The sequence below is a fragment of the Pseudomonas sp. MF6747 genome, from assembly GCF_963890955.1.
Taxonomy (GTDB): Bacteria; Pseudomonadota; Gammaproteobacteria; order Pseudomonadales; family Pseudomonadaceae; genus Aquipseudomonas.
The window spans coordinates 77,843-103,140 of sequence record NZ_CAWPSZ010000007.1; the positions used below are offsets into that span (position 1 = coordinate 77,843).

General features: G+C 59.8%; 21 protein-coding genes. 17 read left to right on the forward strand and 4 right to left on the reverse strand.

The features are described from left to right. Positions 1-262: 262 nt before the first annotated feature. From tssA to AACW30_RS09080, 16 genes are all read left to right on the forward strand, one after another. Positions 263-1,816, forward strand: coding sequence for a type VI secretion system protein TssA (gene tssA, locus AACW30_RS09005; RefSeq protein ID WP_200624802.1), 1,554 nt, complete (start codon positions 263-265; stop codon positions 1,814-1,816). Between the two features lie 32 nt (positions 1,817-1,848). Further along, positions 1,849-2,346 (forward strand): type VI secretion system contractile sheath small subunit, encoded by a 498-nt coding sequence (gene tssB / locus AACW30_RS09010; protein ID WP_106577825.1) that lies wholly within the window; start codon positions 1,849-1,851, stop codon positions 2,344-2,346. 27 nt (positions 2,347-2,373) lie between these two features. Further along, positions 2,374-3,852, forward strand: coding sequence for a type VI secretion system contractile sheath large subunit (gene tssC / locus AACW30_RS09015; RefSeq protein WP_200624803.1), 1,479 nt, complete (start codon positions 2,374-2,376; stop codon positions 3,850-3,852). Between the two features lie 14 nt (positions 3,853-3,866). Beyond that, positions 3,867-4,268 (forward strand): type VI secretion system baseplate subunit TssE, encoded by a 402-nt coding sequence (gene tssE / locus AACW30_RS09020; protein ID WP_106577827.1) that lies wholly within the window; start codon positions 3,867-3,869, stop codon positions 4,266-4,268. Continuing rightward, positions 4,258-6,045: a type VI secretion system baseplate subunit TssF gene (gene tssF, locus AACW30_RS09025; protein WP_200624804.1), complete on the forward strand. Its 1,788-nt coding sequence runs from the start codon at positions 4,258-4,260 to the stop codon at positions 6,043-6,045. Before tssE ends, tssF begins: the two co-directional genes overlap by 11 nt. After that, entirely contained in the window at positions 6,009-7,016 is a 1,008-nt protein-coding gene (gene tssG / locus AACW30_RS09030) for a type VI secretion system baseplate subunit TssG (RefSeq protein WP_200624805.1), read from the forward strand. The genes tssF and tssG overlap by 37 nt, the downstream gene beginning before the upstream one ends. Before the next feature lie 12 nt (positions 7,017-7,028). Then, the gene (locus tag AACW30_RS09035; protein WP_200624806.1) at positions 7,029-9,467 is read left to right on the forward strand and encodes an AAA family ATPase; all 2,439 of its coding nucleotides are present in this window, start codon (positions 7,029-7,031) and stop codon (positions 9,465-9,467) included. After that, the gene (locus AACW30_RS09040) at positions 9,464-10,996 is read left to right on the forward strand and encodes a sigma-54 interaction domain-containing protein (protein ID WP_200624807.1); all 1,533 of its coding nucleotides are present in this window, start codon (positions 9,464-9,466) and stop codon (positions 10,994-10,996) included. The genes AACW30_RS09035 and AACW30_RS09040 overlap by 4 nt, the downstream gene beginning before the upstream one ends. Positions 10,997-11,079: 83 nt before the next feature. Beyond that, complete coding sequence (locus AACW30_RS09045; RefSeq protein ID WP_124417219.1) at positions 11,080-11,211, forward strand: type VI secretion protein; 132 nt, start codon at positions 11,080-11,082, stop codon at positions 11,209-11,211. A gap of 17 nt (positions 11,212-11,228) precedes the next feature. Beyond that, positions 11,229-12,419, forward strand: coding sequence for a type VI secretion system-associated FHA domain protein TagH (tagH, locus tag AACW30_RS09050; protein ID WP_200624808.1), 1,191 nt, complete (start codon positions 11,229-11,231; stop codon positions 12,417-12,419). A 5-nt stretch (positions 12,420-12,424) separates the two neighbouring features. Next, a complete protein-coding gene (tssJ, locus tag AACW30_RS09055; protein WP_106577833.1) occupies positions 12,425-12,910 on the forward strand; it encodes a type VI secretion system lipoprotein TssJ in 486 nt (161 codons plus the stop codon). 1 nt (position 12,911) lies between these two features. Further along, positions 12,912-14,240 (forward strand): type VI secretion system baseplate subunit TssK, encoded by a 1,329-nt coding sequence (gene tssK / locus AACW30_RS09060; RefSeq protein WP_119741820.1) that lies wholly within the window; start codon positions 12,912-12,914, stop codon positions 14,238-14,240. Between the two features lie 5 nt (positions 14,241-14,245). Continuing rightward, a complete protein-coding gene (icmH, locus tag AACW30_RS09065) occupies positions 14,246-15,106 on the forward strand; it encodes a type IVB secretion system protein IcmH/DotU (protein WP_200624809.1) in 861 nt (286 codons plus the stop codon). Between the two features lie 16 nt (positions 15,107-15,122). Continuing rightward, positions 15,123-18,491, forward strand: coding sequence for a type VI secretion system membrane subunit TssM (gene tssM, locus AACW30_RS09070; RefSeq protein WP_200624810.1), 3,369 nt, complete (start codon positions 15,123-15,125; stop codon positions 18,489-18,491). Beyond that, a complete protein-coding gene (locus tag AACW30_RS09075; protein ID WP_200624811.1) occupies positions 18,488-19,219 on the forward strand; it encodes a PP2C family protein-serine/threonine phosphatase in 732 nt (243 codons plus the stop codon). Before tssM ends, AACW30_RS09075 begins: the two co-directional genes overlap by 4 nt. Continuing rightward, positions 19,216-20,058, forward strand: a complete 843-nt coding sequence (locus AACW30_RS09080) for a serine/threonine-protein kinase (RefSeq protein ID WP_200624812.1) — start codon at positions 19,216-19,218, stop codon at positions 20,056-20,058. The genes AACW30_RS09075 and AACW30_RS09080 overlap by 4 nt, the downstream gene beginning before the upstream one ends. Positions 20,059-20,066: 8 nt before the next feature. Here the strand turns inward: AACW30_RS09080 and AACW30_RS09085 are convergent, their stop codons facing one another. From AACW30_RS09085 to AACW30_RS09095, 3 genes are all read right to left on the reverse strand, one after another. Next, complete coding sequence (locus tag AACW30_RS09085) at positions 20,067-20,396, reverse strand: DUF6388 family protein (RefSeq protein ID WP_106577839.1); 330 nt, start codon at positions 20,394-20,396, stop codon at positions 20,067-20,069. Positions 20,397-20,447: 51 nt separating this feature from the next. Continuing rightward, positions 20,448-20,687 carry a hypothetical protein gene (locus AACW30_RS09090; protein ID WP_106577840.1) on the reverse strand — a complete coding sequence of 80 codons (240 nt, stop codon included), beginning with the start codon at positions 20,685-20,687 and terminating at the stop codon, positions 20,448-20,450. Between the two features lie 121 nt (positions 20,688-20,808). Continuing rightward, positions 20,809-22,125, reverse strand: a complete 1,317-nt coding sequence (locus AACW30_RS09095; protein ID WP_200624813.1) for a serine hydrolase domain-containing protein — start codon at positions 22,123-22,125, stop codon at positions 20,809-20,811. Positions 22,126-22,372: 247 nt separating this feature from the next. Between AACW30_RS09095 and AACW30_RS09100 the strand changes: the two genes are divergently transcribed. Continuing rightward, positions 22,373-24,445 carry an EAL domain-containing protein gene (locus AACW30_RS09100; RefSeq protein ID WP_200624814.1) on the forward strand — a complete coding sequence of 691 codons (2,073 nt, stop codon included), beginning with the start codon at positions 22,373-22,375 and terminating at the stop codon, positions 24,443-24,445. Here AACW30_RS09100 and AACW30_RS09105 read toward each other — a convergent pair. Next, positions 24,442-25,290 carry a metal-dependent hydrolase gene (locus tag AACW30_RS09105; protein WP_200624854.1) on the reverse strand — a complete coding sequence of 283 codons (849 nt, stop codon included), beginning with the start codon at positions 25,288-25,290 and terminating at the stop codon, positions 24,442-24,444. The two genes, AACW30_RS09100 and AACW30_RS09105, sit on opposite strands and share 4 nt — an antisense overlap. Positions 25,291-25,298: the final 8 nt, after the last annotated feature.

The window sequence follows — 25,298 nt, forward strand, 5'->3', positions numbered from 1 at the left end:
TTTATTAAATGAATGCACGGATGCGCAGGGTATTTGGCTTTATTAAACTGCGTGAAGTGTGCAAATAGCTGCGCAGGCCTGTTTTTATTGGCTTTGTAGGAAATTGCTTAAGTGCGGGCTGACCGCTTGAGGATTGATTCGTGTATGGCTAAGGTTCGCCTACTTCGTCACGTGCTGAACGAAGATTAATTGGCCTTCTAATGCGTATATTGATTGCGATTAGTTTGTCGCTCCTGCCTTGAATAGTTATGTGCGGCCCGGAATGGTTTATTCAGACACGCTCTACGCTTATCACCTTGAACTTGCACGCTTACCCTGCTCGTCAGAGGGTTTTGCCGGCTGTGATATGCGCTTTTCGAGTGAGTATGAAGCTCTGGAGTCCGAACTCGGCAAAGCACATTCGATACACGGTGCAGGCTTGCCGGACTGGCAGCGCGTCAGCGAGCTCGGCGAGCGGGTTTTGCGTGAGCACTCCAAGGATCTGCGCGTCGCCGTCTGGTTGACCTGGGCGTTGCACCAGCGCGATTCATTCCCCGGGCTTCTGGCGGGCCTCGGTGTACTGCTTCATCTGTGCAAGCACCACTGGGCGATTGTCTACCCTGCTAAATCACGTACGCGTATTGCCGCGTTGGGTTGGCTGGTGTTGCGGCTTGACCCCCTGTTCACCAAGCATCTCTCGCTTACTGATCAAGTGCCATTGTTTCAGGCGCTCCTGGAGCACCTGGAAAGCCTCGACGAGCTGTGGCGTGAACACCTGGGGGACGACGCGCCCTTGTTGTTACCGATCCGCAGGCAACTGTCAGAGCGTTTGGCGCTTGCCCTGCAGGGCGGTTCCGAGCCGCGTGGTGTTGCGGGTGCCATCGCTCAGGTCAAGCAGGTGGCGACGCAGCTGTTGAGGCCTGAACAGCCGGTCAACAACGAAAAAGACGCGCAAAAACTGTTGCGGGCATTGCAGGAGCAGGCTCGGCCACTGTGCGCCTGGTGGTTGCGCCAGAGTGCCACTGATCTGCGTGCCTTGCGCCTGAGCCGCACCCTGGCCTGGCTTGCGATCACCAACTATCCCGACGCCAACAGTGAGCGGATAACCGCTTTGCGTGGGCTTCCTCACGACAAACTCAAACGCTACCAGAGCCGTCTCACCCAAGGTCTTCACGCCGATCTTTTGCTTGAGCTTGAAGCGAGCCTGGCCGGTGCATTGTTCTGGTTTGATGGGTTGCGTATGGCCTGGGAGTGCCTCCAAGCCCTGCAGGCAGAGTGGGCCATGACCGAGCTGGAGATGAATTTTGCGTTGTTGTTGCAGCGCCTGCCGAGCCTGGCGGAGTTCAGGTTTGATGACGGCACCCCATTTGCCGACCCCGCGACGTGCGATTGGATAACGCTCCACGTCCTTCGCCACGTCCATAAAGCCGAACCTTTAAACGCCGCCGTTGATACCGGAAACGAGCCCTGGGAGGTGGCCTTGCAGGCCGTTATGTCCAGGCTGCGCAAGGAGGGTCTGAAGGCGGCAATTGCCACGCTCAAAGAAGGACTTCACGCCGCCCGCGGTGACCGGACCCGCTTCCATTGGCGATTGGCGCTGGCCCGATTATGCATACGAGCGGGCAAACACGAACTGGGCAGGATCCAGCTCGAACAACTGGACCTTGAATTACAACAGGCGGGCCTGGAGCGCTGGGAGCCAGAACTGGCCTTTCACGTCTCCCGGCTCCTGTATCGCTGTTACGACCTTTTGCCACAAGACCATGCCGTGCGCGAACGCAAGGAAGTCACCCATCGCAGGTTGTGCCACTTCGATCTTGAAGCGGTACTTGATTAGGCTCGCGAGCCCACCGAAAAAGGAGAAACACCATGCTCAAAGACGGTTCGGTAGCACCCAAGGAACGTATCAATATCACCTTCAAACCTGCCATTGGCGGTGTGCAGGAGGAAGTCGAACTGCCACTGAAGTTGCTGGTGCTGGGGGATTTCAGCCAGCGCGAAGATCCGCGCAAGCTTGAGGATCGAAAGCCCATTGGTATCGACAAAAACACCCTTGACGAGGTGTTGGCCAAACAAGCGCTGAGCTTGACATTGAGCGTCCCGAATCGATTGCAGGAGGAGGGTGGCATCGAGGAACTGTCCGTCGAGGTTCGGATTAACGCGATGAAGGACTTCAACCCCGCAAACCTGGTTGAACAAATACCCGAATTGCAAAAGTTGATGGCATTGCGTGAAGCGTTGATGGCACTCAAGGGCCCGCTGGGTAACACACCAAGCTTTCGCAAAGCCATTGAGCAGGCGCTGGCCGACGACGAGTCTCGTGCGCGCGTACTCGCCGAGCTGGGGCTGAGCGGCCCGACCACCTGAACTTTTCAGTAAAAGGACACTGACACCATGACGACCACCCAACAAAACCTGCAGCCTGCCCAAGCTACCGGCGAGTACAGCATCCTCGACACTATCATCGCCCAGACACTATTGAGCGCCGACGACGAGGCCTACGGCATTGCCAAGCGCGGCGTGTCGGCCTTCATCGAAGAGTTGCTCAAACCCCATAACAGCGCTGAGCCAGTGAAGAAACGCCTGGTCGACCGGATGATCGCCGAGATTGATACCAAGCTCAGCCAGCAAATGGACGAGATTCTTCATCATCCGGATTTCCAGGCGCTGGAGGCTTCCTGGAGGGGCCTGCAGTTGCTGATCGACCGCACCAATTTTCGAGAAAACATCAAGATCGAGCTGCTGAATGTCTCGCGTCAGGACCTGCTGGATGACTTTGAAGACTCGCCGGAAATTACCCAGTCCGGGCTGTACAAGCATATCTACAGCGCCGAGTACGGACAATTTGGTGGCCAGCCGGTGGGCGCGATCATCGCCAATTACTTCCTTTCACCCAGTGCGCCTGATGTGAAGTTGATGCAATACGCTTCAAGCGTTGCCTGCATGGCCCACGCACCCTTTATCGCTGCTGCGGGGCCGGCCTTTTTCGGGTTGGAAAGCTTTACTGGATTACCTGACCTCAAGGATCTCAGGGACCATTTCGAAGGTCCGCAGTTTGCCAAATGGCAAAGTTTTCGTCAGAGCGAAGACGCCCGCTATATCGGCCTCACCGTGCCGCGCTTTCTACTGCGAACCCCTTACGATCCGATTGATTGCCCCGTTAAAACCTTTGCCTATCAAGAGAACGTGGTGAACAGCCACGAGCACTACCTCTGGGGCAACACTGCCTATGCCTTTGCCACGCGCCTGACTGAAAGTTTTGCGCGCTTTCGCTGGTGCCCGAACATTATCGGCCCGCAAAGTGGCGGCGCGGTAGAAGACTTGCCATTGCATCATTTTCAGAGCATGGGCGAGATCGAAACCAAGATTCCTACAGAGGTACTGGTTTCGGACCGGCGCGAATACGAACTGGCGCAAGAAGGGTTTATTGCCTTGACCATGCGCAAGGGCAGTGACAACGCGGCGTTCTTTTCGGCCAGCTCCGTCCAGAAACCCAAAACCTTCGGCATCAGTGAAGAGGGCAAGGCAGCCGAACTTAATTACCGGCTCGGCACCCAGTTGCCCTACATGATGGTGGTCAACCGTCTGGCGCACTACCTCAAGGTCTTGCAGCGCGAGCAACTGGGCTCCTGGAAAGAACGCACGGACCTGGAGCTGGAACTCAACAAGTGGATTCGCCAATACGTGGCCGATCAGGAAAACCCCAGTGCCGAAGTGCGCGGTCGCCGGCCATTGCGGGCAGCCCGCATTGTTGTCAGTGATGTCGACGGAGAGCCGGGCTGGTATCGGGTCAACCTGAGCGTGCGCCCTCATTTCAAGTACATGGGGGCTGACTTCACGTTGTCCCTGGTCGGCAAGCTCGATAAAGAATGAGCAGAAGCCGGCGGATGCCCCCTAACGTAAGCCTTTTCGAACGCCTCGAAGGCGATGCATCAACCCAGCGGTGCAGTGTGGCGTCCGTCGCCGCACACCTGGGGAAAATGCTCAGCACCCGGGCAGGCAGTGTTCAGACACTTCCCGACTATGGTTTGCCCGATCTCAATGACATGCGGCTTAGTCTGCACGAGTCCTTGATCCGCTCACGCGCCTTGATCGAGCGATTCATCCGTGCCTACGAACCGCGACTGGCAAATGTACAAGTCAAAGTGCTGCCGCGTGCTACTGATCCTCTGGCCCTGGCGTTCGCGATCGAAGCTGCGCTGATCGTTAACGGTATTACACAGCCCGTTGTGTTCCATGCGCGCCTGGTGGATGGCGGGCGGGTTGAGGTCTGCGCCGATGGGCTTTAACCGTTACTTCCAAAGCGAGCTCAGCGCCCTGCGGCAACTCGGGCGGCGTTTCGCCGAGCGTAATCCCGCACTGGCGCCGTTTCTGGCTGAAAGCGGCCAGGACCCGGATGTTGAGCGATTGCTGGAGGGGTTTGCGTTCCTGACCGGTCGCCTGCGCCAGAAGCTCGACGACGAGCTGCCTGAGCTGACGCATTCCTTGATGCATTTGCTGTGGCCCAATTACATGCGGCCAATACCCGCCTTCAGCATCCTGCAATTTGACCCGTTGAGCCGTGCTGGCCCCGCCGTTCGGGTTGCCCGTGATACGGCGGTAGAAAGTGTTCTGATCCAAGGTGAGCGGTGTCGCTTCAGGACGTGCTACACCACGGATGTCATGCCACTGCAACTCACAAGTCTGGACTACAAGTGCCAGGGTGACGGGGCATGGTTGGATTTGCATGTGGACATGAGTGTCGAGGGTAATTTCAGCCAGTTAACCTTTGACTCACTGCGACTGCACCTGTCGGGTGACCGCTATATAAGCCAGGGGCTCTATCTCAGTTTGCTGCGACGTCTGGAGGGCATCCACTTGCTGTTGTTGGATGGCGAAGGGTTGCCGGTCACGGGTAACGATGGGCAACCCATGACGCTGCGGCTGGGCGCCAACCAAGTCAAGCCGGTGGGGTTTTCGCAAGACGAGGCGTTGATACCGTATCCAGAAAATACCTTTCGCGGTTACCGCCATCTGCAGGAGTATTTCGCCTTTCCCGAGAAGTACCTGTTTGTCGATATCGAGGGGCTGAGTGTCCTGCATACACTTGCTCCTGAGCGGCTCGGCCAGGCCCGCGGCATGGTGCTGCGCTTCGAACTGCGCACACACGGACACGAACTGCCACAGCCCACGCTGGACAACGTGAAGTTGTATTGCACGCCCATTGCCAACTTGTTCAAACATGATGCCGTCCCCATTCGCCTGAATGGAAAAGAGGACGAGTACCTTCTGGTGCCGGGGGAATATACCCCGGGCAATGCCGCTGTGTTTTCCGTCGACAGTGTCACTGGCTGGCGCCCTGGCGGGTTGGGTTACCAGGCCTATGTGCCGTTCGAATCCTTTGAGCATGACTGGGACGTTGATCGGTCTACAGCGCCGGCCAGCTACAGCATTCGCCAGCGCTCTTCGCCGCAGCATGGGGGGCTCGACACCTGGATGGGGTTTGGCAGTCGCGAAGGTAAAGGCCAGGAAACGTTGTCGATCGAAATGACGTGCACCAACTGCAACCTGCCTCGGCAATTGCAACCAGGCGACATCAACCAACCCTGCGAGCAGGCACCGGAATCACTGACGTTTCGAAACATCACGGCGCCGACGGCGAGCTTCGCGCCGCCGCTGGACCAGGATTTCCTGTGGAAGCTGATCAGCAATATGTCGCTCAACTATCTGTCGTTGACCGATATCAACGCCTTGAAGGTGATTCTCGAAACCTATGACCTGCCGCGCTATCACGATCGGCAGGCGCAAAAGGTCAGTCAGACAAGACTCGGTGCGCTGCAGTCCATTCGCCATGAGCCGGTTGACCGACTGCACCGTGGGTTACCCATTCGCGGCCTACGTGTGGAATTGACAGTCGACCTCCAGGGGTTTCTCGGTCAGGGCGATCTGTTTGTGTTCGCATCGGTCCTCAATGAGTTCTTTGCGCTCTACGCCAGCCTCAACTCTTATCACGAGTTACGAGTCATCAGCACACAAGGAGACGTGTACCTATGGCCATCCCGCATGGGGCAACAGCCCCTGCTTTGAATGCGCTCTGTTGCGGCATTCGTGAGTACACACTGTTCCAGGCAATTGAGCAGGTGATTGAGCGATTGCGCGAAGCTCATCCGCTGATGGACGAAGACGCGCTGTACGACCTGTTGGAATTTCAGGCCAATCCAGGTCTGGGGTTTGCCGGCCACGATATCGATCGCGTGGCGTTCTTTATGGAGCACGGGCAATTACGCGCTCGCCTGCGGCTCAACATATTGGGTTTGGTCGGAGCCGGGTCGCCGCTGCCAGCGTTTTATGCAGAGCAGGCGTTTGCCGAGCTGTCCGGTGGCAACCCCACTCGCGACTTCCTCGACATATTCCACCACCGACTGCATCGGCTGATGTGGCCGATCTGGCGTAAATATCGCTATCGAGCGTGTTTCCAGACTGGCGCGAGCGATGCGTTTTCGGAGCAGATGTTTGCGCTGATCGGCTTGGGCGGCAACGCGATACGAGGTAGCGCGCAATTGGACTGCAAACGCCTGTTGCCTTACCTGGGGCTGTTGAGTATGCGCGTGCATTCTGCCGCCTTGATCGAAGCCGTACTGCGCTACTACTTCAAGCATGCCCCGGTGTTCATCGAACAATGGGTTGAGCGCCGCGTGGAGGTTGCCGATTTTCAGCGTAATTGCCTCGGTATCACCCGCTGCGATCTCGGTGAAAACCTGGTGCTGGGGCATCAGGTCAGCGACCGCAGCGCAAAGTTCAGGGTGCATGTCCTGGCGCTGAGCTGGCAGCAGTTTCACGCGTTCTTGCCCACGGGGAAGGGCTACCAGCCCCTGTGTTCACTGGTGCGTTTAACCATGCGAGACCCGTTGGAGTACGACCTGCGCCTGGTGCTTGCCGCCGGTGAAATCAGAGCCCTGCATATCGGTGCGCGCAATGTCTGTCGCCTGGGCTGGACCAGTTGGTTGGACCATGAGCAAGCCGATGGCGTGGTCACGTTTGCTGGCAACTTTCATTAGGGACGGATGATTATGATCAATGTGGACCTGCAACAGCTTATACGTACGCTGACACCCCCGGTACGTCGCGACCTGGAGCGCTCTTCGGAACGCTGTGTAACCCGCGGTGGCCGTGAAGTGCTCGTCGAAGACTTGCTGCTTGCCTTGCTTGAGCAGCCCGGCGGGCTGCTGGCCAAGGCCTTGGCCGACGCTGACGTGCCGATGAGCGCGCTGCAAGCAACGTTGCAGCCAAGAAGTGAGCAAAGCGCAACCCGCAATCCGGTCTTCTCTCAGGCGCTGGTGCATTGGTTGCAACAAGCGTTGATGGTTGCCCATCTCGAGCTGGGGCAACGCTCTGTGGATGAGGGCGCCCTGCTGCTGGCGCTGTTGCGTCATCCGCTGGAGTACGCCGGTGCTGGCTATCAGGCCGTGTTGGCCCGCCTGGATGCAGAGCGTTTACGGGATTTTCTCGCGAGCCAGGCACCTGAGGCCGAGCCGTTGGCGACAGAATCGTTGTTGCAGCGTTTTACCCATGACCTCACAGGCCAGGCACGTGAAGGCCTGATTGATCCGGTGCTGTGTCGCGACGGGGAAATTCGGCAACTGATCGACATCCTTGTGCGACGCCGCAAGAACAACCCGATCCTGGTCGGGGAGGCCGGGGTAGGAAAAACCGCAATTGTCGAAGGCCTTGCGCTGAAAATTGTCGCTGCGCAGGTGCCCGATGCCCTCAAGGCGGTTCGCGTACTGACCCTGGACATGGGGCTCCTGCAAGCGGGTGCCAGCCTCAAGGGCGAGTTCGAGCGACGGCTTAAAGGCGTGATTGATGAAGTCAACGCCTCGCCGCAGGCCGTGATCCTGTTTATCGACGAAGCCCATACGCTGGTCGGCGCGGGAGGCCCGGCAGGCGGTACTGACGCGGCCAATCTGCTTAAGCCTGCGTTGGCTCGAGGCGCTCTGCGCACGATTGCGGCCACCACCTGGTCGGAATACAAGCAATACATCGAGAAAGACCCGGCGTTGGCGCGACGTTTCCAGCCAGTGCTGGTCGGTGAGCCGAGCGTCGAGGAAGCCGTGTCGATCCTGCGCGGCCTGGTTCCGGTTTATGAGGCAAGCCATGGTGTCTACGTCCGCGATGATGCCGTCGTAGCGGCGGCACACCTGAGCGCTCGTTATCTGGCGGGCCGCCAGCTGCCGGACAAGGCCGTGGATGTGCTGGACACCGCCTGCGCACGAGTGCGCACGCGTCAGGCAATGCCCCCGGGGGCGCTGCAGAACCTGCACACGGAAAGGGCTGAAGGCAGGCGGCAACATGAGGCGTTAAGCCGGGACGCCGAGGCGGGGCTGCCGGTGGACGCTCAAGCACTGCAAGCGCTGAGCCGACGCTTGGACGCCATCGAGCAGGAATGTCAGGTATTGGAGCAGCAGCGGATTCAACAGGCTGGCCAGTCATCGGACAAACTTGAGGTGTGCCCGCGTTTGATCGCCGAGGTCGTCAGTGCCTGGACCGGAATTCCGGTTGAGCAGTTGGCGCTTGAGCCCAACGCAAAGGTATTGAGTCTTGCCGCTGCCCTGCGCACGCGCATCCTGGGGCAGGAGCATGCCGTGCAGGTGCTTGATCGTGCCTTGCGAGCGGTTGCTGCGGGCCTGAACAACGCGGATGCGCCGGTGGGTGTGTTTCTGCTGGTGGGCCCCAGTGGCGTCGGCAAAACCGAAACAGCATTGGCATTGGCGCAGCTTTTGTATGGCGGTGAGCGATTCGTAACCACCATCAATATGTCGGAATACCAGGAGAAGCACGCACTGTCCCGTTTGATCGGTGCGCCGCCGGGGTACGTCGGTTATGGCGAAGGTGGAGTTCTGACCGAGGCTGTGCGCCAACGGCCTTATTCAGTGGTACTGCTCGACGAGGTCGAGAAAGCCGACCCCGAGGTGTTGAACCTGTTTTACCAGGTCTTTGACAAGGGCCGCGCCAACGATGGCGAAGGCAGAGAAATAGATTTTCGCAACACGCTGATCCTGATGACTTCCAACCTTGGCAGCGACTGCATCAACGCGCTCTGTGAAACCGGTCGGCGGCCTGAGGCCCAGGTGTTGCAGGATGCTATACAGCCCGTGTTACGTAGCCACTTCAAACCGGCGCTGTTGGCCCGGATGCGTGTCGTGCCGTATTACCCGATTGCCGGTCCAGTCCTGCATGAGGTGGTAAGGCTCAAACTGGCGCGCCTCGGTGAGCGATTGCATCGGCGCAAGTTGGCCCTGACGTGTTCACCTGAGTTGATCGCGCACATGGCCGAGCGCTGCGCCAACCGTGACAGTGGTGCGCGGTACATCGATCAATGGATCGAGCGCTACTTGCTGCCGCAAATGGTTGATCGCGTTCTGAGTGCCATGGCCACGGATGAAGCATTGTCGTGGGTGCATGCAGGGTTGAATGCCAATGGCCTGCCAAGCTGTGAGTTCGGCCAATGACGAACGATCTGTTCACCCAAGTGGCCGAACCGCTGGTGTATGCCGCAGCCTTGCTGGACGGCTTCATCCGCGTGAGCCAGGAAAATGATCCGACGACGTTGCCAGGCCTATGTGCTGTGAGCGCTGCGCACCTGAGCCACTGTGAGCTCGCTCAGCTGTATCTGGTTGATGAAGTGACCGACCAATTCGAGCTTATTGCTCAACATTTGTCTGAGGCGCTGCCGGGCGGCGAACCGACTTCACGTCCGGTGGTGCAAAACCAGCAGCTGTTGCACTACGTCCTGAGAAAGCGTTGTTGCCTGGGCCTCGATGACGTGGGAAGCAGCCTCTATGACAGCGGCTTTTTACCAGCGACGCAGGCACCTTGGCGGGCGCTGTTGTGTGTTCCGCTGTTCAACCGCACCAATGCGGTCACAGGTGTACTCCTGTGCGCGAGCTGGCGGGCGACGCCACTGATGGGTTACGCGCCCTCGCTGGGGCAACTTGGCGGTTTCGCCGTGAACCAACTGCTTATGTTGCGTCGCATGCAACCTGCGTCAGTCATTAGCCGTTCATCGCGCGGTGGGTCGACCGCGGGGGCCTATGGCTTGATCGGCAACAGCACCGCGATGGAAGAAACTTGCCACCTGATCGGCAAAGTCCTGCAGACCTCTTATACGGTGCTGTTGCGTGGCGAGACCGGCACCGGTAAAGAGGTCGTGGCGCGGGCGATTCACACGGCCGGGCCACGCAGTGCGCAGCCTTTCGTGGTGCAAAATTGCGCTGCGTTTCCAGAAGGTTTGCTCGAAAGCGAACTGTTTGGCTACCGCAAAGGTGCATTCACCGGTGCCGAGCGCAACTATGCGGGGCTGTTCGACGCCGCGCATGGCGGTACCTTGCTGCTGGATGAAATCGGCGACATGCCGCTGTCATTGCAGGCCAAGTTGCTGCGGGTATTGCAGGAGGGCGAGATCCGCCCGTTGGGCGCCAGCGTCGCGCACAAGGTTGACGTGCGCATCATCGCCGCGACCCACCGCGACCTCGCTGCGATGGTGGCGCAAGGCAGTTTTCGTGAAGACCTCTATTACCGGATTGCACAGTTCCCCATTCAATTGCCTGCCTTGCGTGAACGCGATGGCGATGTGTTGCAGCTGGCGCGGCACTTTGCCGACAAGGCGTGTGCCGCGCTGGGTCGGGCGCCTGTCGACTGGTCCAATACGGCCCTCGATCAACTGTCGAGCCACGGCTTTCCCGGCAATGTCCGCGAGCTCAAGTGTCTGGTGGAGCGCGCAGTGCTGCTGTGTGACGACGGTGTGATTCTGTCGGCGCATTTGTCGTTACCACTGGCCTCGGATGCAACCGACGCCGTTGATGTGACGCTACGCCAGCGCATGGAGCGGGTGGAACGCGTATTTCTGATTGATTGCCTGCACAAGAACCGGGGCAATCGAACCCGCACTGCCCGTGAACTGGGAGTTGCTCGGCGCACGCTGCTCTATCGTCTCGCGCGCCTGAACATTCCTTTCGACGATGCCAGAGGCGAGGGCTGAATGTTGCTTTTCTGCATTGCCCTGCCTGACCGACGCCTGTGCCGAATCGAGCTGGGCAACCTTATCTCAGTAGGAGAAACCTGATGCCTGATCGTCCGTGGCAAGCCGTTGTGCTTGTGTTGTGTCTGCTGAGTGGCTGCAGCGCCAATTACGTGTTTGACGACGCTGATTACCGCCCGCTGGGTGAGCCCAGGGCGATCACTCGTGGCCAGTGAAAGGGGAGAGGCTGATCATGCAACTTATGCTTGAGCTTTTGGGTACCGAGGACGGAAGCCGTGCACCCACGGCGCGCAGGCTTTTTTCCGCTGCAGGCGGCGTGATCGGTCGTGGTGCCGGGTGTGACTGGGTGATTCCGGACGCCAGCCGTCTGCTCTCCAGTCACCATGGTTTGGTCGCCTATCGTGAGGGCCAATACCTGTTGACGGATATCAGCAGCAACGGTATCGGCGTAGCCGGCAGCGCCGAACGTCTGCGCAAGGGGCAGGCGCGATTGATCAGTGACGGCGACGTTTTTCAACTGGGAACCTTGTTGATTCAGGCGAAACTTGTGGCGTCGATGCAGCCTTGCGGTGAGCAATGGGACGCCAACACAGGACTGATTCCCGATGATGCATACCTGGCGTTGGACCCTATTCAAGCGCTCGATGTCGAGCAGCAGCGTCAGACCACGTCGCAGGACCTGGAGGCATTGGCAGATGGGGGCGACACCTCGGGTCCGTGGGCCGACGATCGGGTAACCAACAGGGATCATCTGGCGTTACCCCGGCGAGCTGTACCCGCTCAGGAAGCCGTCTCGATTCGCTCCGATGCGATGCCTGCAGCAGGCAGCGACGTTTTTTGGGAGCAGTTTGCGACAGCACTGGGTATTAGCCTGGAAACCCTTGATGCGACGGGTCGCGAGGCGTTGGCGATCAGAGCAGCGCGCCTGCTGCGTATGGAGGTAGAGGGGCTGCAACAAAGTCTGCGGACTTGTGAAGAGCTCAAAAACGAGATGAGTCTGCCGCTTTTCGAGACGCTGCAAAGGCGCCGGAGCCCTCTTAGAGACAGCGTCGAAACCGACGCTGTAATGGCGATGCTGCTAGGCACGGAGGATCTTGGCCAGTTGCCGGCCGAACACGCCATCACCCAGGCCCACCGGGATATGCAAGTTCATCAGGTTGCGTTGCTGGCGGCCTGCCGCAATGCACTGCGCACTACGCGCAGCGCCTTTGCCCCGGGTCATCTGCTGACATGCTTCGAATACCAGGGGCAACGGCGCCGACTTTTCACCGACGGAGGGTATTGGCGGGCTTATCAGCGTCACTACCAGCGTTTGCTCGAGGATGAGCAGTTCACCGATCGTCTGCCAGGCAGTGACTTCGCCAAGGCTTACGAAGAGCAGGTTCGCTTGATCTCAACCTTGCACGTCGATTATCCAGGATGAACATTATGTCTCGAGCCGCGCTTGCAACCACGCTGCTTTTGCTCGGCCTGTTGGCCGGCTGCAGCAGCGTGTCGCCGTTTTCTACCTTGACCAAGCTGGACATGGCGCTGGCCGCCAGTGAGCAAGTCAACCCCGACCTTCACGGCAGGCCATCTCCGGTAGTAGTGCACTTGATCGAGTTGCGGCACGCCGTGGCATTTGAGAATGCCGACTTCTTCAGTCTGTACAGCAATGCCGAGCAATCGCTGCCCAAGGACTGGCTGCGCAGTGAGGAACTTGAACTGCGCCCGGGTGAGCGGCTGGCGCTCAAGCTCGGGCTCGAACCAGGCACGCGCTTCTTGGGCGTGCTGGCGGCGTATCGAGATCTGCCCCATGTTCAATGGCGGTGGGTCGTGCCCATTACTCCGCAGCAGTTAACGCGTGCCGATCTTGTGCTGGACCAGACGGGTATCCGCGTTTCTTCGTCCATGCATGGCCAGGAGTCCGAGTGATATGCAGGTTCATAAAGTCATCTGGCAGGAAGGCATGCTGTTACGGCCGCAGCATCTGCAGCACAACGATCGCTATTACCACCAGCAGCTCAATCGGACGCGCTTGCTGGGGGCTGATGCGTGGGGGTTTCTGACGCTGGAAGTCGATTTGCAATACCTCAATTTCGGCAAGGTGGTGGTCAACCAGGCCAGTGGCGTATTGCCGGACGGTAGTCTGTTCGAGTTGGGCGGGACGATGGAACCGCTGGTCTTGCAGGTGCCCGCCAACGCCGGCAAACAGGCGATTTATCTCGCGCTGCCGCTGGATACCGGCAATCAGACCGAGGTTCGCCGCCAGCAGCAGACCGACGTCCTGGCTCGCTATCTGGCGTGTGACATCGAGGTGGGGGATTCGAATGCCGGTGTCGACTCCCGGTGTCACATCAGTTGCGCGCGTCCTGACCTGCGTCTGTTGCTGGGCGACCCTCCGAGCGAGCAGAGTTTCGTCAAACTCAAGATTGCCCAGGTGCTGGAGTCGACCGATGAAGGCGGCGTGAGCCTGGATACCGACTTCATTCCCTCCTTCATTTTTCTGCAGGGCCACGGGTACTTGCCGTCGTGCCTCAAGGAAGTGATCAGCCTGCTCTCCAGTCGCGGGGATGCCATTGCAGCACGTATTCGGGGTGAAGGCACCGCCGCAGGCACGGAAATCGGCGACTTTCTGATGCTGCAATTGATCAATCGCACCGAGTTGGAATTGCGTCACTGGCTGAGCCAGACCCACGTGCGCCCGCAAGCTTTGTTCCTGGCATTACTGTCGCTGTTCGGTGAGTTATCTACGTTCGCCAACGACAGCAAACGTGCGCACCTGGATGTGCGTTATCGACATGACGACCAGGGAGAAAGTTTTCGCGGGTTGATGGAGGGCGTGCGTGGCGTGCTGTCAATGGTGCTTGAGCAACACGCCATCGAGTTGACGCTGCAGCAACGCCAATACGGGGTGTTGGTATGCCCGGTGAGCGACCTGAAATTGCTCGGCACTGCGACGTTTATTCTGGCGGCCACTGCTCAGTGTGATTCGGAGGAATTGCGCCATCGCCTGCCTTCGCATTTGAAGGTCGGGCCGGTGGAGCGCATACGCGAGCTGGTCAACTTGCACTTGGCGGGAATCAAGGTCAAGCCATTGCCTGTGGCGCCACGGCAGATTCCGTTTCATGCCGGCAAAACCTATTTCATGCTGGATCTGAGTGCCCGCGACATCACGCAGCTGGAGCAGTCGGGTGGTTTCGCCTTCCATGTAGGCGGTGAATTTACAGCGCTCGAACTCAACTTCTGGGCCATCAGGAACTGAACACAATGGACAGTGAATACCTGCAGGATGAAAAGACTGTTTTGCTCGACCATCAGGGCCGTGGGCCGGGAAACGGCCCGATAACGGATTTCCCTGCGCCGCCGCGCTTTGAGCAGTTGGAAGATCGAATGATCTACGCCGCCCATGAGCGAGGAACCCCGCGCTTCAAGATGGGGTTCAACCCTCTCGTTGAGGCCGCATGGGCGTTGTTGTCGCAAGTGGTTCAGCTCAAGAGCGCCTCTGGCCGCGAAAGCTTGGGCACGGTCAACGACAGGATGGTATTGGCGATCACTCAGTTTGAAGCCCGCGCCTTGCACAGTGGTGTCGAGAGCAGCCAGGTGATGTCGGCACGTTATGTGTTGTGCAGCGTCGTCGATGAAGCCGTGGTGACCACGGCGTGGGGCAGCCGCAGTGACTGGTCGAAGATGAGCCTGCTGAGCCGCTTTCACAACGAAACCTTCGGTGGGGAGAAGGTCTTCCAACTGTTGGAGCGGCTGTCCCGCGACCCGGTCAAGCACCTGGCGATGCTGGAGCTGATGTACCTGTGCCTCTCCATCGGGTTCGAAGGCAAATACCGAATCATGGAGCGAGGTGTCAGCCAACTTGAAGCCGTGCGCGATGCCTTGTACCGACAGATCAGGCACGTGCGAGGCGAGCCACTGTCGGCGCCTTTGCAGCCCACGCGAGCAGGGCGTGCGCGACGTAAACGATTACCCGTCATCCCGGTGACTTGGGTCGCAGTCTTTACCCTGGCCTGTTTGTTGGCGATGTACACAGGATTTGCCTGGCGGCTGGGTGAAGAAGCCACGCGGGCGCTGCCACCCTTTCAATTTTCGGCGTCGGAACTGACTCAGACGCCCTTGTAAACGCTGGGAGCAATGAATGAACGCATTCTTCAAGAGCGCGCGCACCGTGCTGGGCACGATTTGGGTCTGGAGCTTGTTGCTGGTACTTTCCTGCGCGGTGTTGGTGTGGTGTTTCGGTCCGCTGCTGGCCGTGGATGATCACCGCTTCTGGCAAGGCGCGAGTGCTCGCCTGGTCACTATCAGCGTGTTGTTTCTGCTGTGGGGGCTGGCGATGGTCCTTGCCGGCATACGCCGGGCAGCTGAGCTCAAGAGATCTGAACGCCTGGCACGCCATGAGCAACTGGGATGGATTGAGGACGAACAGCGACAGGTACGCGGTCGCTTCAAAGAGGCCGTCCACCGCTTGAAAACCTCGCCGCGGTACGCAGGGCACAATCAGCGATGGCGTAATAACTTGCCCTGGTACCTGTTGATCGGCGAGCCGGGCAGTGGCAAGACGCGGCTGTTGGCGGCGGCGGGCTTACAGCTGCCATTTGATCGCGTAGACGCGATGGCGGTGGCAGGCACGGCTCATGCTGAATGGCATTTCGCTGGCGAAGGCGTACTTATCGATACCCCCGGTCGTTACCTGACGCAACCTGACAGCACGCTAGACGCCGCCGGCTGGTCAATGCTGTTGCGTCTGCTCAGGCAGCGGCGCCGAGTGCGCCCGCTTAATGGCGTGGTGGTGGCCTTGTCGGTTGAAACATTGTTGGGCCGTAATGAGCATGATCTGGACCTGCAGGCTCGCCAAGTGCACTCACGCCTGCAGGAGGTTCAGCAAACGTTGCACGTGGACGTTCCCATCTATCTGGTGTTGACCCAGTCTGACCGCGTGCCGGGGTTTGCCGAGTTCTTTGATGCGCCTCAGGGAGAAGAGGCAGAAAGCGTGCTTGGCCAGCCACTCGATGTTGGCAAGGGCGGCGTTGACATCGCACAGGTGCGCCGTGCGTTCGACGAGCTGCTACAGCGTTTAAGCGGTGAACTGATCACACGATTGCATCAGGAGCGCAATGTCGAGCGCCGTGGCCCTATGCTCGACTTCCCCCAGCAGGCGGCCCAACTCGGCGAGCGGTTGTGCCTGTTCGTGGAGTCGGCTTTTTCCGCGCATCGTTATCAGCGCATCAGCGGGTTGCGGGGTTTCTATCTGACCTGCGTCGGCGACAGGCACAGTCATTTCGTGCAGGGCCTGTTCAGTCGGGTGATCTTTGCCGAGGCAGACCTCGCCGGTCTGCAGACCCCGGAGCAACGGCGCATCCATTTGCGCCAGGGATTACTGGCCATGGCCGTTGTGCTGGTTCTCGGGAGCGCAGGCTGGCTGTGGACGCACAGCTACACCGTCAATCAGCAGCGCCTGGCGCAAGTGGCTGCACTGGCGATGCAACCCGCACCCGCTGCGCAGAGTGCTGACGACACCCTCACACTGCTGGCGCTGTTGGATGCCCGCTGGGCGGCAACGCAGGTTTTCCCTGCAACAGAAGACGCGCGGTTTGTTGAGCGCGCCGGCCTTTATCAGGGTGAATTGAGCCGTCCACCCTTGACCCACGCGTATCAGCTGGCCGTGCAGCAGCTGTTGCTGGACCGGCTAACGATAGTGCTTGAGGAGCAAGTACGCACCAGCCTTGGCAATCGTGAGCGACTGCTGGAAAACCTGCGCGCCTACCTGATGCTCAATCTGCGCGAGCGCCGGGATACCGGGTGGTTGGCGCAGCACATGGCAGACCATTGGTCTGCGCGTTATCCAGGTGATGCGTCGCTGCACAAACGCCTGAATGAACACTTGGCGCGGCTGCTTGAGCAACCGTTCACTGCGTCGCTCGATGAAGCCCTCGTGGCGAAGGCTCGCGAAGAGTTGCGGGGTGAGTCCCTGGCAGATGTGGTTTACCGGGTGTTGCGCGAGCAATCACGCAACCTCGAGCCTTTGCGGCTTGCCGAGGGCAGGGTATTCGCGGGTATTGATCCGCCTATTCCCGGGTTTTACACCAAAAGGTATTGGCAGTACTTCGAGGCACAGGGGCCGCGGCTGGTGAATGCCATCGCGCAGGACAACTGGGTATTGGGGGAGGGCGCCGACCTCAGTGCCATGGACTTGCGGCGGCTGATGATTGAGCTGCAGCAGCGCTATTTCAGCGAATATGCCGATACCTGGAGTGCCGCCCTTGGCCGCGTCAGCCTGCAACACAGTGACAGTTTGAGGCAGGATGCCGAACAGCTCGCGGGCTTGACGTCTGCGCAGTCGCCGCTGATGCAATTGTTGCTGCTGTTGCGAGAAAACACGCGTTTGCTGCCCGGTCATGACGCTTTGGCCAACGTACCCGTTCAGACGGGAGCGTTGGGGGTAATCGCTCAGACGGCCGTGGCTGAAGGGGCGAAAGCGGTCCTTCCAGACTCTGCCCGGCGAGCGTTGCAACGACGCTTTGAGCCACTGCACCAGTTGCTCGACGAGCAGCACAACCCGGGCGTCGAGTTGACGCAGGCATTGCGCCTGCTCGACGAGCTGCACCTGCAACTGGCTGCGCTCAACCGCGAGAGCTCGCCCGAGCAGGCAGCTTTTCAACGGGTAAAGCGGCGAATGGAAGGGCAGCAGGATGTGCTCGGCACTCTGCGTGACGCCGCTGCACGGTTACCGCTGCCGCTCGCAGGCTGGTTTGAAGGGATGGCTGACAACAGCTGGCGGCACCTGTTGGACGGGGCCTATGCGCACGTCAATCAGCGCTATCACAGTGAAGTGTATGGACTGTATGCCAAGGCGATCCGCCAGCGTTACCCGTTCGATGCTCATGCGAGCAGCGATGTTGCCCTTAATGATTTTCAAGAGTTCTTCAAACCCCAGGGCGTCATGGCGCGCTTTTATGAAAACTACCTGCGGCCTTTCGTCAGCGTTGACGGCAACCGTTACAGGTTGCGTGGTCTGGATGGCAATGGCTTGCCGGTTTCGCGTTCGGTGCTGGATCAACTGACGAAAGCCGAGGTTATCCGCCAGGTGTTTTTCACTGAGCCACAGGGTGAGGTGTCGGTTCGATTTACCGTGGCGCCCTACAGCCTGGATCAGTCGGTCAGTCGGGCGACCCTGCGCTTTGGCGATAAGCAGCTGGAATACCGCCATGGTCCCATCGTGCCCATGGTGTTTGACTGGCCGATGGAGGCCGACAACGGTCGCAGCAGCCTGGTATTGGAACGGGGCACGGAGCAACGCCCCCTGGGTATCGAGAAAGATACCGGCGCCTGGTCGTTGTTCAGGTTTTTTGACTTGATGCAGCGAGAGCCGGCGACCGGCAGGCATGCGCTGATATTCAAGGCCGACCTTGCCGGGCTGCGGGCCAATTACTTGCTGACCAGTCAGCGTACGCCCAGCCCGTTTGACATGGAGGCGTGGCGCACTTTCCGCCTGCCTGAGCAACTGTGAGCAACCAGCCTATTGAGTGGCGCAGTGCCGGGCGCACACAGCAGGGGCAGGCCCGGCCGCGTAACGAAGATGCGTTCCTGGACGGTTCGCGACATGGCTGTTGGGCCGTGGCGGATGGCATGGGCGGTCACCAGGGCGGTGATGTGGCTAGCCAATGGGTGATCCGCAGTCTCGCTTCATTGTCTGCCACAGGTGACCTTAATCAGCGCGTCAACGCGGCTCGGCAACGTTTGCAACAGGTCAGCCAACAGTTGGCGAAGGCGGGTAACCGGTCTGACGCGCGCGGCGATGTCACGATGGGCAGTACGGTGGTGGCATTGCTGCTCGAGCAGGGGCGCGCCGCCTGTGTGTGGGCAGGGGACAGTCGATGTTATCTGTGGCGCGAACAAAGGCTTTACCAATTATCGCGTGATCATTCACTGCAGCAGCGCCTCATGGATGAGCGCCAATTGAGTGTGGCGCAAGCTCGAGCCCACCCGGAGGCCAGGGCATTGACCCGGGCCATCGGTGCACGAACGCCGCTGCAGCTTGAGGTGCTGGAACTCAGCACCCGGCCAGGGGACGTATTTCTGCTGGCCAGCGATGGGTTGTATCAGGCGCTCAGTCACGCAGACCTGGGACTTGCGTTGAGCGTGGGAACGCCGCAGCAGGTGCTGGAGTGTTTATTTGCGACGGTATTGCGCAGGCCCGCGCGGGATGATTTGACCGCCGTGGTGGTACAGCCATGAATGACACATCAATGGCGCCCTGCCTACTCGCCGGGCGTTATCACCTCGAACGCGAGTTGGGCAGGGGCGGGATGGGCGTGGTTTATCGCGCTCGTGACTTGTTGCACGAGCAATTTGGCGCGTCCTGCTCCAGCGTGGCAATCAAGCTGCTGGGCGAGACTGTGTCTGAGTGCCCGGACGCGCATGTGCTGCTGTACAGCGAGTTTTCCCTGACCCGCAGCCTGCGCCACGACGGTGTGGTGCGGGCATTTTCGTTCGAGGTTGATACAACCAGCCAGGCCGCGTTTTTCACGATGGAACTGATGCATGGCATCACGCTGGACCGGCTGCTGCCCGAGTGCCCCACTGGGTTGCCCTGGCGAGAACTGCAACCGATGGTCTTACAGCTTTTGGATGCATTGGTTTACATCCATCAGCAAAACGTACTGCACGGCGATATCAAGCCTGCCAATGTCATGGTCAGCGAAGAAGGTGTGCGGTTGTTCGATTTCGGCCTGGGCCATGGGCAGGTGCCGGGGGCGGCGGGGTTGCCGAGTTTGAATCGCGACCGTTTTAACGCGTGGACACCCGCGTACGTTGCCCCGGAATTACTCGCCGGCGGGGCGCTGAGCACCGCCGCCGACCTGTATGGCGTGGCCTGCGTAGTGTACGAGCTGGCCCATGGCCAACGCCTGGATGGGCGTCAGCCCATGCACACCTTGGTTCGGCCTCGGCAACTGCCCAAGCGCTGCTGGCCAGCCTTGCGCTCGGCCCTGGCGGTTGACCCTGAACGCCGACAGCTGAGCGTCGCCGAGTTACGCGAAGCGATAGCCAACCAGCCTCGACGCGGGTGGCTGTAACCCAATACTCAATGGGCCAGGCCATGCAGTTGGCAGTAGTCGGCCCAGCTCAACCCGGCCATTTGTGCAACTTCCTTGTGCACTTCAAGGCGCTGGGCTTCGAAGGCCTCGGGTGAATCGGCCGTCAACTTGAGTGTCAGCTCCCAGGCAAACAGGTTCTGTCGTTCAGCTTCGGCTTCGAAGGCTTCATGCAGGCGTTCGGCGCGATACTGCTCCAGGGTTTCGCGCTTGGCCTGAGCAGCCAGCGGGTTCAGGGTGTCCAGCTGCGTGGCCACCTCTGGATGTTCGGTCAAGAATCTGTCTAGGGCGCGCTGGTGGTTATCGCCGGGTTGGGACAAGGTAAAACTCCTGGGGGCTCGGGCGCCGGTAGCGGGCCTGTGGTGAGGGGTTCAGCGGCGCAGGTATTTGCGTAAGCGGCGGCTTAGGCGATTTCGTATCGGCTCAAGCAGGAAAAATAACACGTAGGCACCCAGCATCACCGCCAGATCCAAGTCCAGCCAGGTTTCTTCGACGGGCCCGGTGAGGCGCTCGATCACATTTCTGGCCATGAACAGCAAGGTGACGCCCACTACCCACAGCAGGGCGTTGAACATCAGTGGACGCAGGTTGTGGGACAGCTTGTATTGCATCTTGAACAGTTCTCCTTGATGTCGGGCTCCTTTTCCTACGGGAGCCAAAACACGCCGATAGTACATTTTGAGGGAGGCTCATGACGTGGCGCAGATCATGGTGCCCGATGATGGATGTTGCTCAGGTGCCCGGGTTTTCGAGCAGGTAGCGTGCCAGGGCCGCATAGGCCGGCAAGGTGACACCGTCGTTCGCGGCATTGGCCGCAACCGGATGGGAAGCAAAGCGCACAATCACCATCTCGGCCGCAGGGTCGATGTAGATACTCTGGCCGTGGACGCCGCGGGCCATGTAGGCGCCATCGGGGTTATGACTGACCCACCACATGGCACGATAACTCCATCCTTTGAGTTGACTATAGCCTGCCTTGGCAAAAGCCTCTTTATCGCCGCCCTGGCGAATATCCTTGACCACGCTTTCAGGCACGATCTGCTGGCCATTGAAGCGGCCGCCATTGCGCAGCATTTCACCGAAACGGGCCATGTCCCGCAGCCCGGCGTTCAAGCCGCCACCGGCGAACGGTGTGCCGATGGAGTCCACGGTGAAATAGGCGTCCTGTTCACTGCCCAGCCGGCTCCAGATGCGCTCGCTGAGCAGTTGCGCGACGTTGCGCCCGGTGACGCGTGCGATCACCCAACCAAGCACGTCGGTATTCACCGTCTTGTAGCCAAATGCCTGCCCGTGTTCACCGCGTTGCCGCACCGTCTGCAGAAACTCGAAATAACTCCGCGGCCCGGTGTAGTCCTTGGGTTTGGGCAGCGGATTGCCGGCCTGTGCATGGGCCCAGACGTGCGCGTTGGGGTCGGCATAGTCTTCGCTGTAATCCAGGGCCGTGGTCATGTCCAGGACCTGGCGCAGTGTGGCGCTGCCAAACGCGGACTGGCCCAGTTCGGGCACATAGTCGGCGATTTTCCTACGCGCATCGAGGGTGCCGTCAGCCACCAGCATCGCGCCCAGTGTGCCTATCACCGATTTGGTGACGGACATGGCCGCGTGTTGCCCATCGTCCGTCAACACGCCGAAGTAGCGCTCGTACACGACGTTCCCACGGTGCAATACCACGATGCCATCGGTGTAGGTGGCATCCAGTGCCTGGCGCCACGTCAGCGGTTGGCTGGCGCCGGTAGGCACGACGGGCAGCGCATCGATTCGTGGGTCGAGCTGCCGGGGCAGAGGCAAGGGCGCGCCGAGCCCACGGGGAACATTGAGCGTGGGCATCAGTTGGCGAAAGTTCGCCACGCTCCAGCGCATCGCCGGGAAGCGAAAATAGCTGCCATCGTCAAAACGCACGGTGCGGTCCGGTGGCGGTGGGGCGCCGACCATCCATTTGAGGCGAGCAGGATCACTGGCCTGGGCGTCAGGAAAATCTGTAACGCTGGCGTAGACGGCGACGCTTGAAAAAACCAGCAATACAAAAGTCAGCGGCAGGGTGGGTCGCATCGGCAGGCACCTAGATGTCGTATAAAGCGGACGGAGCAAGGCCTGGGCTCGAGTCCGTTCGAGAATTAAGCTGCAAAGGATGAGCTTAATCACCCTGACCGACAAGGATCAGGGAGGTTAAATTAATTCTGAATAATTGCTGGTGTCACGGCAAAAGCCTTTCGCTCCCGGTCTCTGGCCGTGTAGCGTTGCAAGGGATATCGAGGCTGCCGACCACGGCAGAGGGCGATGGGCAGAGGGACGGGTCATGGCGAAAACGCTGTTCAAACTTTTCCTCACTCAGCGCCTTGCGGCCTTGGCCAGCACGGAGTCGTTACGCGCCATCCGTGAAGGCCTGTTGTGGATTTTGCCGTGTTTGCTGGTGTCGGCCGGTTTCCTGATTCTTTCTGAATGCGCCAGGGTGCTGGGGTTTGATCCGCAGGTGGTGGCCTTGTTGTCGGGGCTGCATAACCAGATCAGCTCGGTGATCCCGCTATTGGTGGCCGCCTCCATTGGTTACATGCTGGCGATCCAGTATCGCCTGCCGCAATTGCCGGTGGCGTTCCAGTGCCTGGCGCATGTGGTGGTCGCCACGTTCGTCTTGCGCGATTACCCGCGGGCGTCGGCGACGTTTGTACTGTTTATCGCCATCGCCTCGCCGTTGCTGAATGTACCGGCAGTGGCCTGGCTGCATCGCTTTCGCTGGACGCGTCTGGTCAACGAAGACCTGGTGGGCCATAACCTGCGGGGCGCCATCAACATGGTGGTGCCGGGGGCTATCACTGCGCTGTCGTTGGTGGTGGTGTTGTCGTTGCTGTTGCAGATACCTTCCGTGGCGCAGCTGCAAGGGCCGCAGGTGCTCGATGCGCTGCAATCGCCGTATGGCAGCGGCTTGTTTGTGACCCTGATGAATTCCCTGCTGTGGTTTTTTGGCATCCACGGCGTGTATGCCCTGCAGCCGCTGTTCGATGTGCTGGACCAGGCTGTGCTGCTCAATGGCGCTGCGCTGGGGGCAGGTGAGCCGATCAAATACGCGCTCAACAGTGGCCTGCTGGGGTGTTTCGCGTTTATTGGTGGGTCGGGCGGTGCACTGAGCTTGTTACTGGCGATCCTGCTGTTTTCCAGGAGCCAGTCCATGCGCCTGCTGGCGATGGCCAGTCTGCCTTTATCGCTATTTAATGTCAGCGAAGTGCTGCTGTTCGGCTTGCCGATCATTCTCAATCCGCGCTTGTTCGTTCCGTTTTTACTGGTGCCGGCATTCAACGCCATGCTGGCGCTGACGGCGGTACACCTGGGCTGGGTATCACCGGCTGTGGCCAGCGTACCGTTTACAGCACCGGTGTTGCTCAACGCCTACCTCAGTACCCACGGCGACATGGCGGCCGTGGTGCTGCAGGTGGCGCTGCTGGGCATCGGCACGCTGGTGTATGCGCCTTATGTGCGCGCAATTCATCGTCAGTCCAGCGACGCCAGCACGGTGTACCTCAAGTCGCTGGACATGACCTTTCGCGGCCTGGAGGAGAAGGGCCGGCTGCTGGAACTGGACCCGGTGCTGGCGTCCCAGAAGGCGCTGGCACGCCAGGCCGTCGAACTGAGCCGTATCCAGCAGATCAGCGATTATGAGTTCTACCTCGAATTCCAGCCTCAGGTCTCCACCCGCACCGGGTTATGCACCGGCTGCGAAGCACTGATGCGCGCCCGCGACAGCCAGGGCACGGTGCACTCGCCGTGGGAGTTTCTGCAGTGGCTGGCGCAGGCGCGGTTGATGCCTGACGTGGATGTCTGGGTAGCCTCCCAGGCCGTGCGCCAGTACCAGCATTGGAAGAAAGTCGGCTTTGCTCTGCCGATGACCATCAATATTTCCAGTGCCACCCTGACGAATGCTGCCTATGGCGAGCGTCTGGTGGAAATTCTTGCCCAGGCCCATGGGCAAGTGTCGGTAGAGATCACCGAAGATGCGTTGGTGCGCGATGTTCCGGCCACGCGCCAGACGATCCAGAAATTGCAGGCGATGGGCGCCAAGGTCTATATCGATGACTTCGGCACCGGCTTTTCCGCGTTGAGCTATCTGCACCAGTTTCCGGTGGACTTCATCAAGATCGACCGCAGCTTTGTGGTGGCCCAGCACGACCCCCAAGGTGCCCGTGTGCTGACCGGCATGCTGCGTTTTTGCGAGGCGCTGAACCTGGGGGTGGTGGTCGAAGGCGTGGAGACCGCCGAGCAACTGGCCTTCCTCAATACCGGCACCGAGCTGTTTGTTCAGGGCTGGTATTTCAGCAAGGCGCTGCCCGCCGATCAGCTGGAGCGCTTTGTGCGCGAGCGTGCGGCCACTCGGATTTAAGCTGGCGTGGCGGTGAACTCACGCTGCGTCTGCTCGATTTCTTCGACCAGCTTGTCGATTTGCGCCAGCCGCGCGCGGTTGTCGTGGTCCCAGGGGTGAAAGCCCGGTTTGAAGTAGTGCAGCCATGGCCGCAGCATGCGCGGGAACACGCCCTTGGGCCCGTAGAGAAACTTGAGCATGCGCCAGAAGCCCTTCACGTGCCCTCCGGCCTTGCGGTCGGCAATCAGCAGGCGCAGGTGGAAATCCAGCACTACCAGCCAGAAGAACACCGTGGTGGTCAGCATGGTGCCGGTGCGCAGCAGGTAGCGCCCAGGCCCGGGTTGGATCACGGTGTTCCACACATCGAACGCCACGGCTTTGTGTTCGGTTTCTTCGAGGGCGTGCCAGTACCACATTTGTTGGTAGCCCTTGAGTGACTCGCCAAAGCGCGTGGGGTCGCTGAGCAGAATTTCCGCGAGCATTGCCGTGTAGTGTTCGAGGGCGATGGTCACCGCCAGGTTGAACGATGGTGGCAGGTGTTTCTTTTGCAGGTCGAGCATGAATTTGAGGCGCCGGTCCAGTGTGTGCGCCGGTAGGCCGGCAGCTTGCATCAGGTCGTTATAGGCCACGTGCTCGCGGCTGTGCATGGCTTCCTGGCCGATGAACCCCTGGATTTCCTTTTTCAACTCCGGATCGTCGATGCGTTGGCGGTAGTGGCGCACGCTGTCCATGAAAAACAGTTCGCCCTGGGGAAACAACAGCGACAGTGCGTTGAAGAAGTGCGTGACGAACGGGCCTTGTTCATGCCAGTTTTTGATGCGCTCGGCGGGCAAGGCAAAACGGATATCGCGACGGATGGGCAGCATCATGGGTG

Bases quoted from the DNA above. Each gene is read 5' to 3' on its own strand.
- AACW30_RS09105 (WP_200624854.1), bottom strand. From the start codon at position 25,290: ATGCTGCCCATCCGTCGCGATATCCGTTTTGCCTTGCCCGCCGAGCGC.
- AACW30_RS09095 (WP_200624813.1), bottom strand. From the start codon at position 22,125: ATGCGACCCACCCTGCCGCTGACTTTTGTATTGCTGGTTTTTTCAAGC.
- tssF (WP_200624804.1), top strand. From the start codon at position 4,258: ATGGGCTTTAACCGTTACTTCCAAAGCGAGCTCAGCGCCCTGCGGCAA.
- AACW30_RS09090 (WP_106577840.1), bottom strand. From the start codon at position 20,687: ATGCAATACAAGCTGTCCCACAACCTGCGTCCACTGATGTTCAACGCC.
- tssM (WP_200624810.1), top strand. From the start codon at position 15,123: ATGAACGCATTCTTCAAGAGCGCGCGCACCGTGCTGGGCACGATTTGG.
- tssB (WP_106577825.1), top strand. From the start codon at position 1,849: ATGCTCAAAGACGGTTCGGTAGCACCCAAGGAACGTATCAATATCACC.
- tssC (WP_200624803.1), top strand. From the start codon at position 2,374: ATGACGACCACCCAACAAAACCTGCAGCCTGCCCAAGCTACCGGCGAG.
- AACW30_RS09040 (WP_200624807.1), top strand. From the start codon at position 9,464: ATGACGAACGATCTGTTCACCCAAGTGGCCGAACCGCTGGTGTATGCC.
- AACW30_RS09080 (WP_200624812.1), top strand. From the start codon at position 19,216: ATGAATGACACATCAATGGCGCCCTGCCTACTCGCCGGGCGTTATCAC.
- tagH (WP_200624808.1), top strand. From the start codon at position 11,229: ATGCAACTTATGCTTGAGCTTTTGGGTACCGAGGACGGAAGCCGTGCA.
- AACW30_RS09045 (WP_124417219.1), top strand. From the start codon at position 11,080: ATGCCTGATCGTCCGTGGCAAGCCGTTGTGCTTGTGTTGTGTCTGCTG.
- AACW30_RS09100 (WP_200624814.1), top strand. From the start codon at position 22,373: ATGGCGAAAACGCTGTTCAAACTTTTCCTCACTCAGCGCCTTGCGGCC.
- tssK (WP_119741820.1), top strand. From the start codon at position 12,912: ATGCAGGTTCATAAAGTCATCTGGCAGGAAGGCATGCTGTTACGGCCG.
- tssG (WP_200624805.1), top strand. From the start codon at position 6,009: ATGGCCATCCCGCATGGGGCAACAGCCCCTGCTTTGAATGCGCTCTGT.
- tssE (WP_106577827.1), top strand. From the start codon at position 3,867: ATGCCCCCTAACGTAAGCCTTTTCGAACGCCTCGAAGGCGATGCATCA.
- AACW30_RS09035 (WP_200624806.1), top strand. From the start codon at position 7,029: ATGATCAATGTGGACCTGCAACAGCTTATACGTACGCTGACACCCCCG.
- tssJ (WP_106577833.1), top strand. From the start codon at position 12,425: ATGTCTCGAGCCGCGCTTGCAACCACGCTGCTTTTGCTCGGCCTGTTG.
- icmH (WP_200624809.1), top strand. From the start codon at position 14,246: ATGGACAGTGAATACCTGCAGGATGAAAAGACTGTTTTGCTCGACCAT.
- tssA (WP_200624802.1), top strand. From the start codon at position 263: ATGGTTTATTCAGACACGCTCTACGCTTATCACCTTGAACTTGCACGC.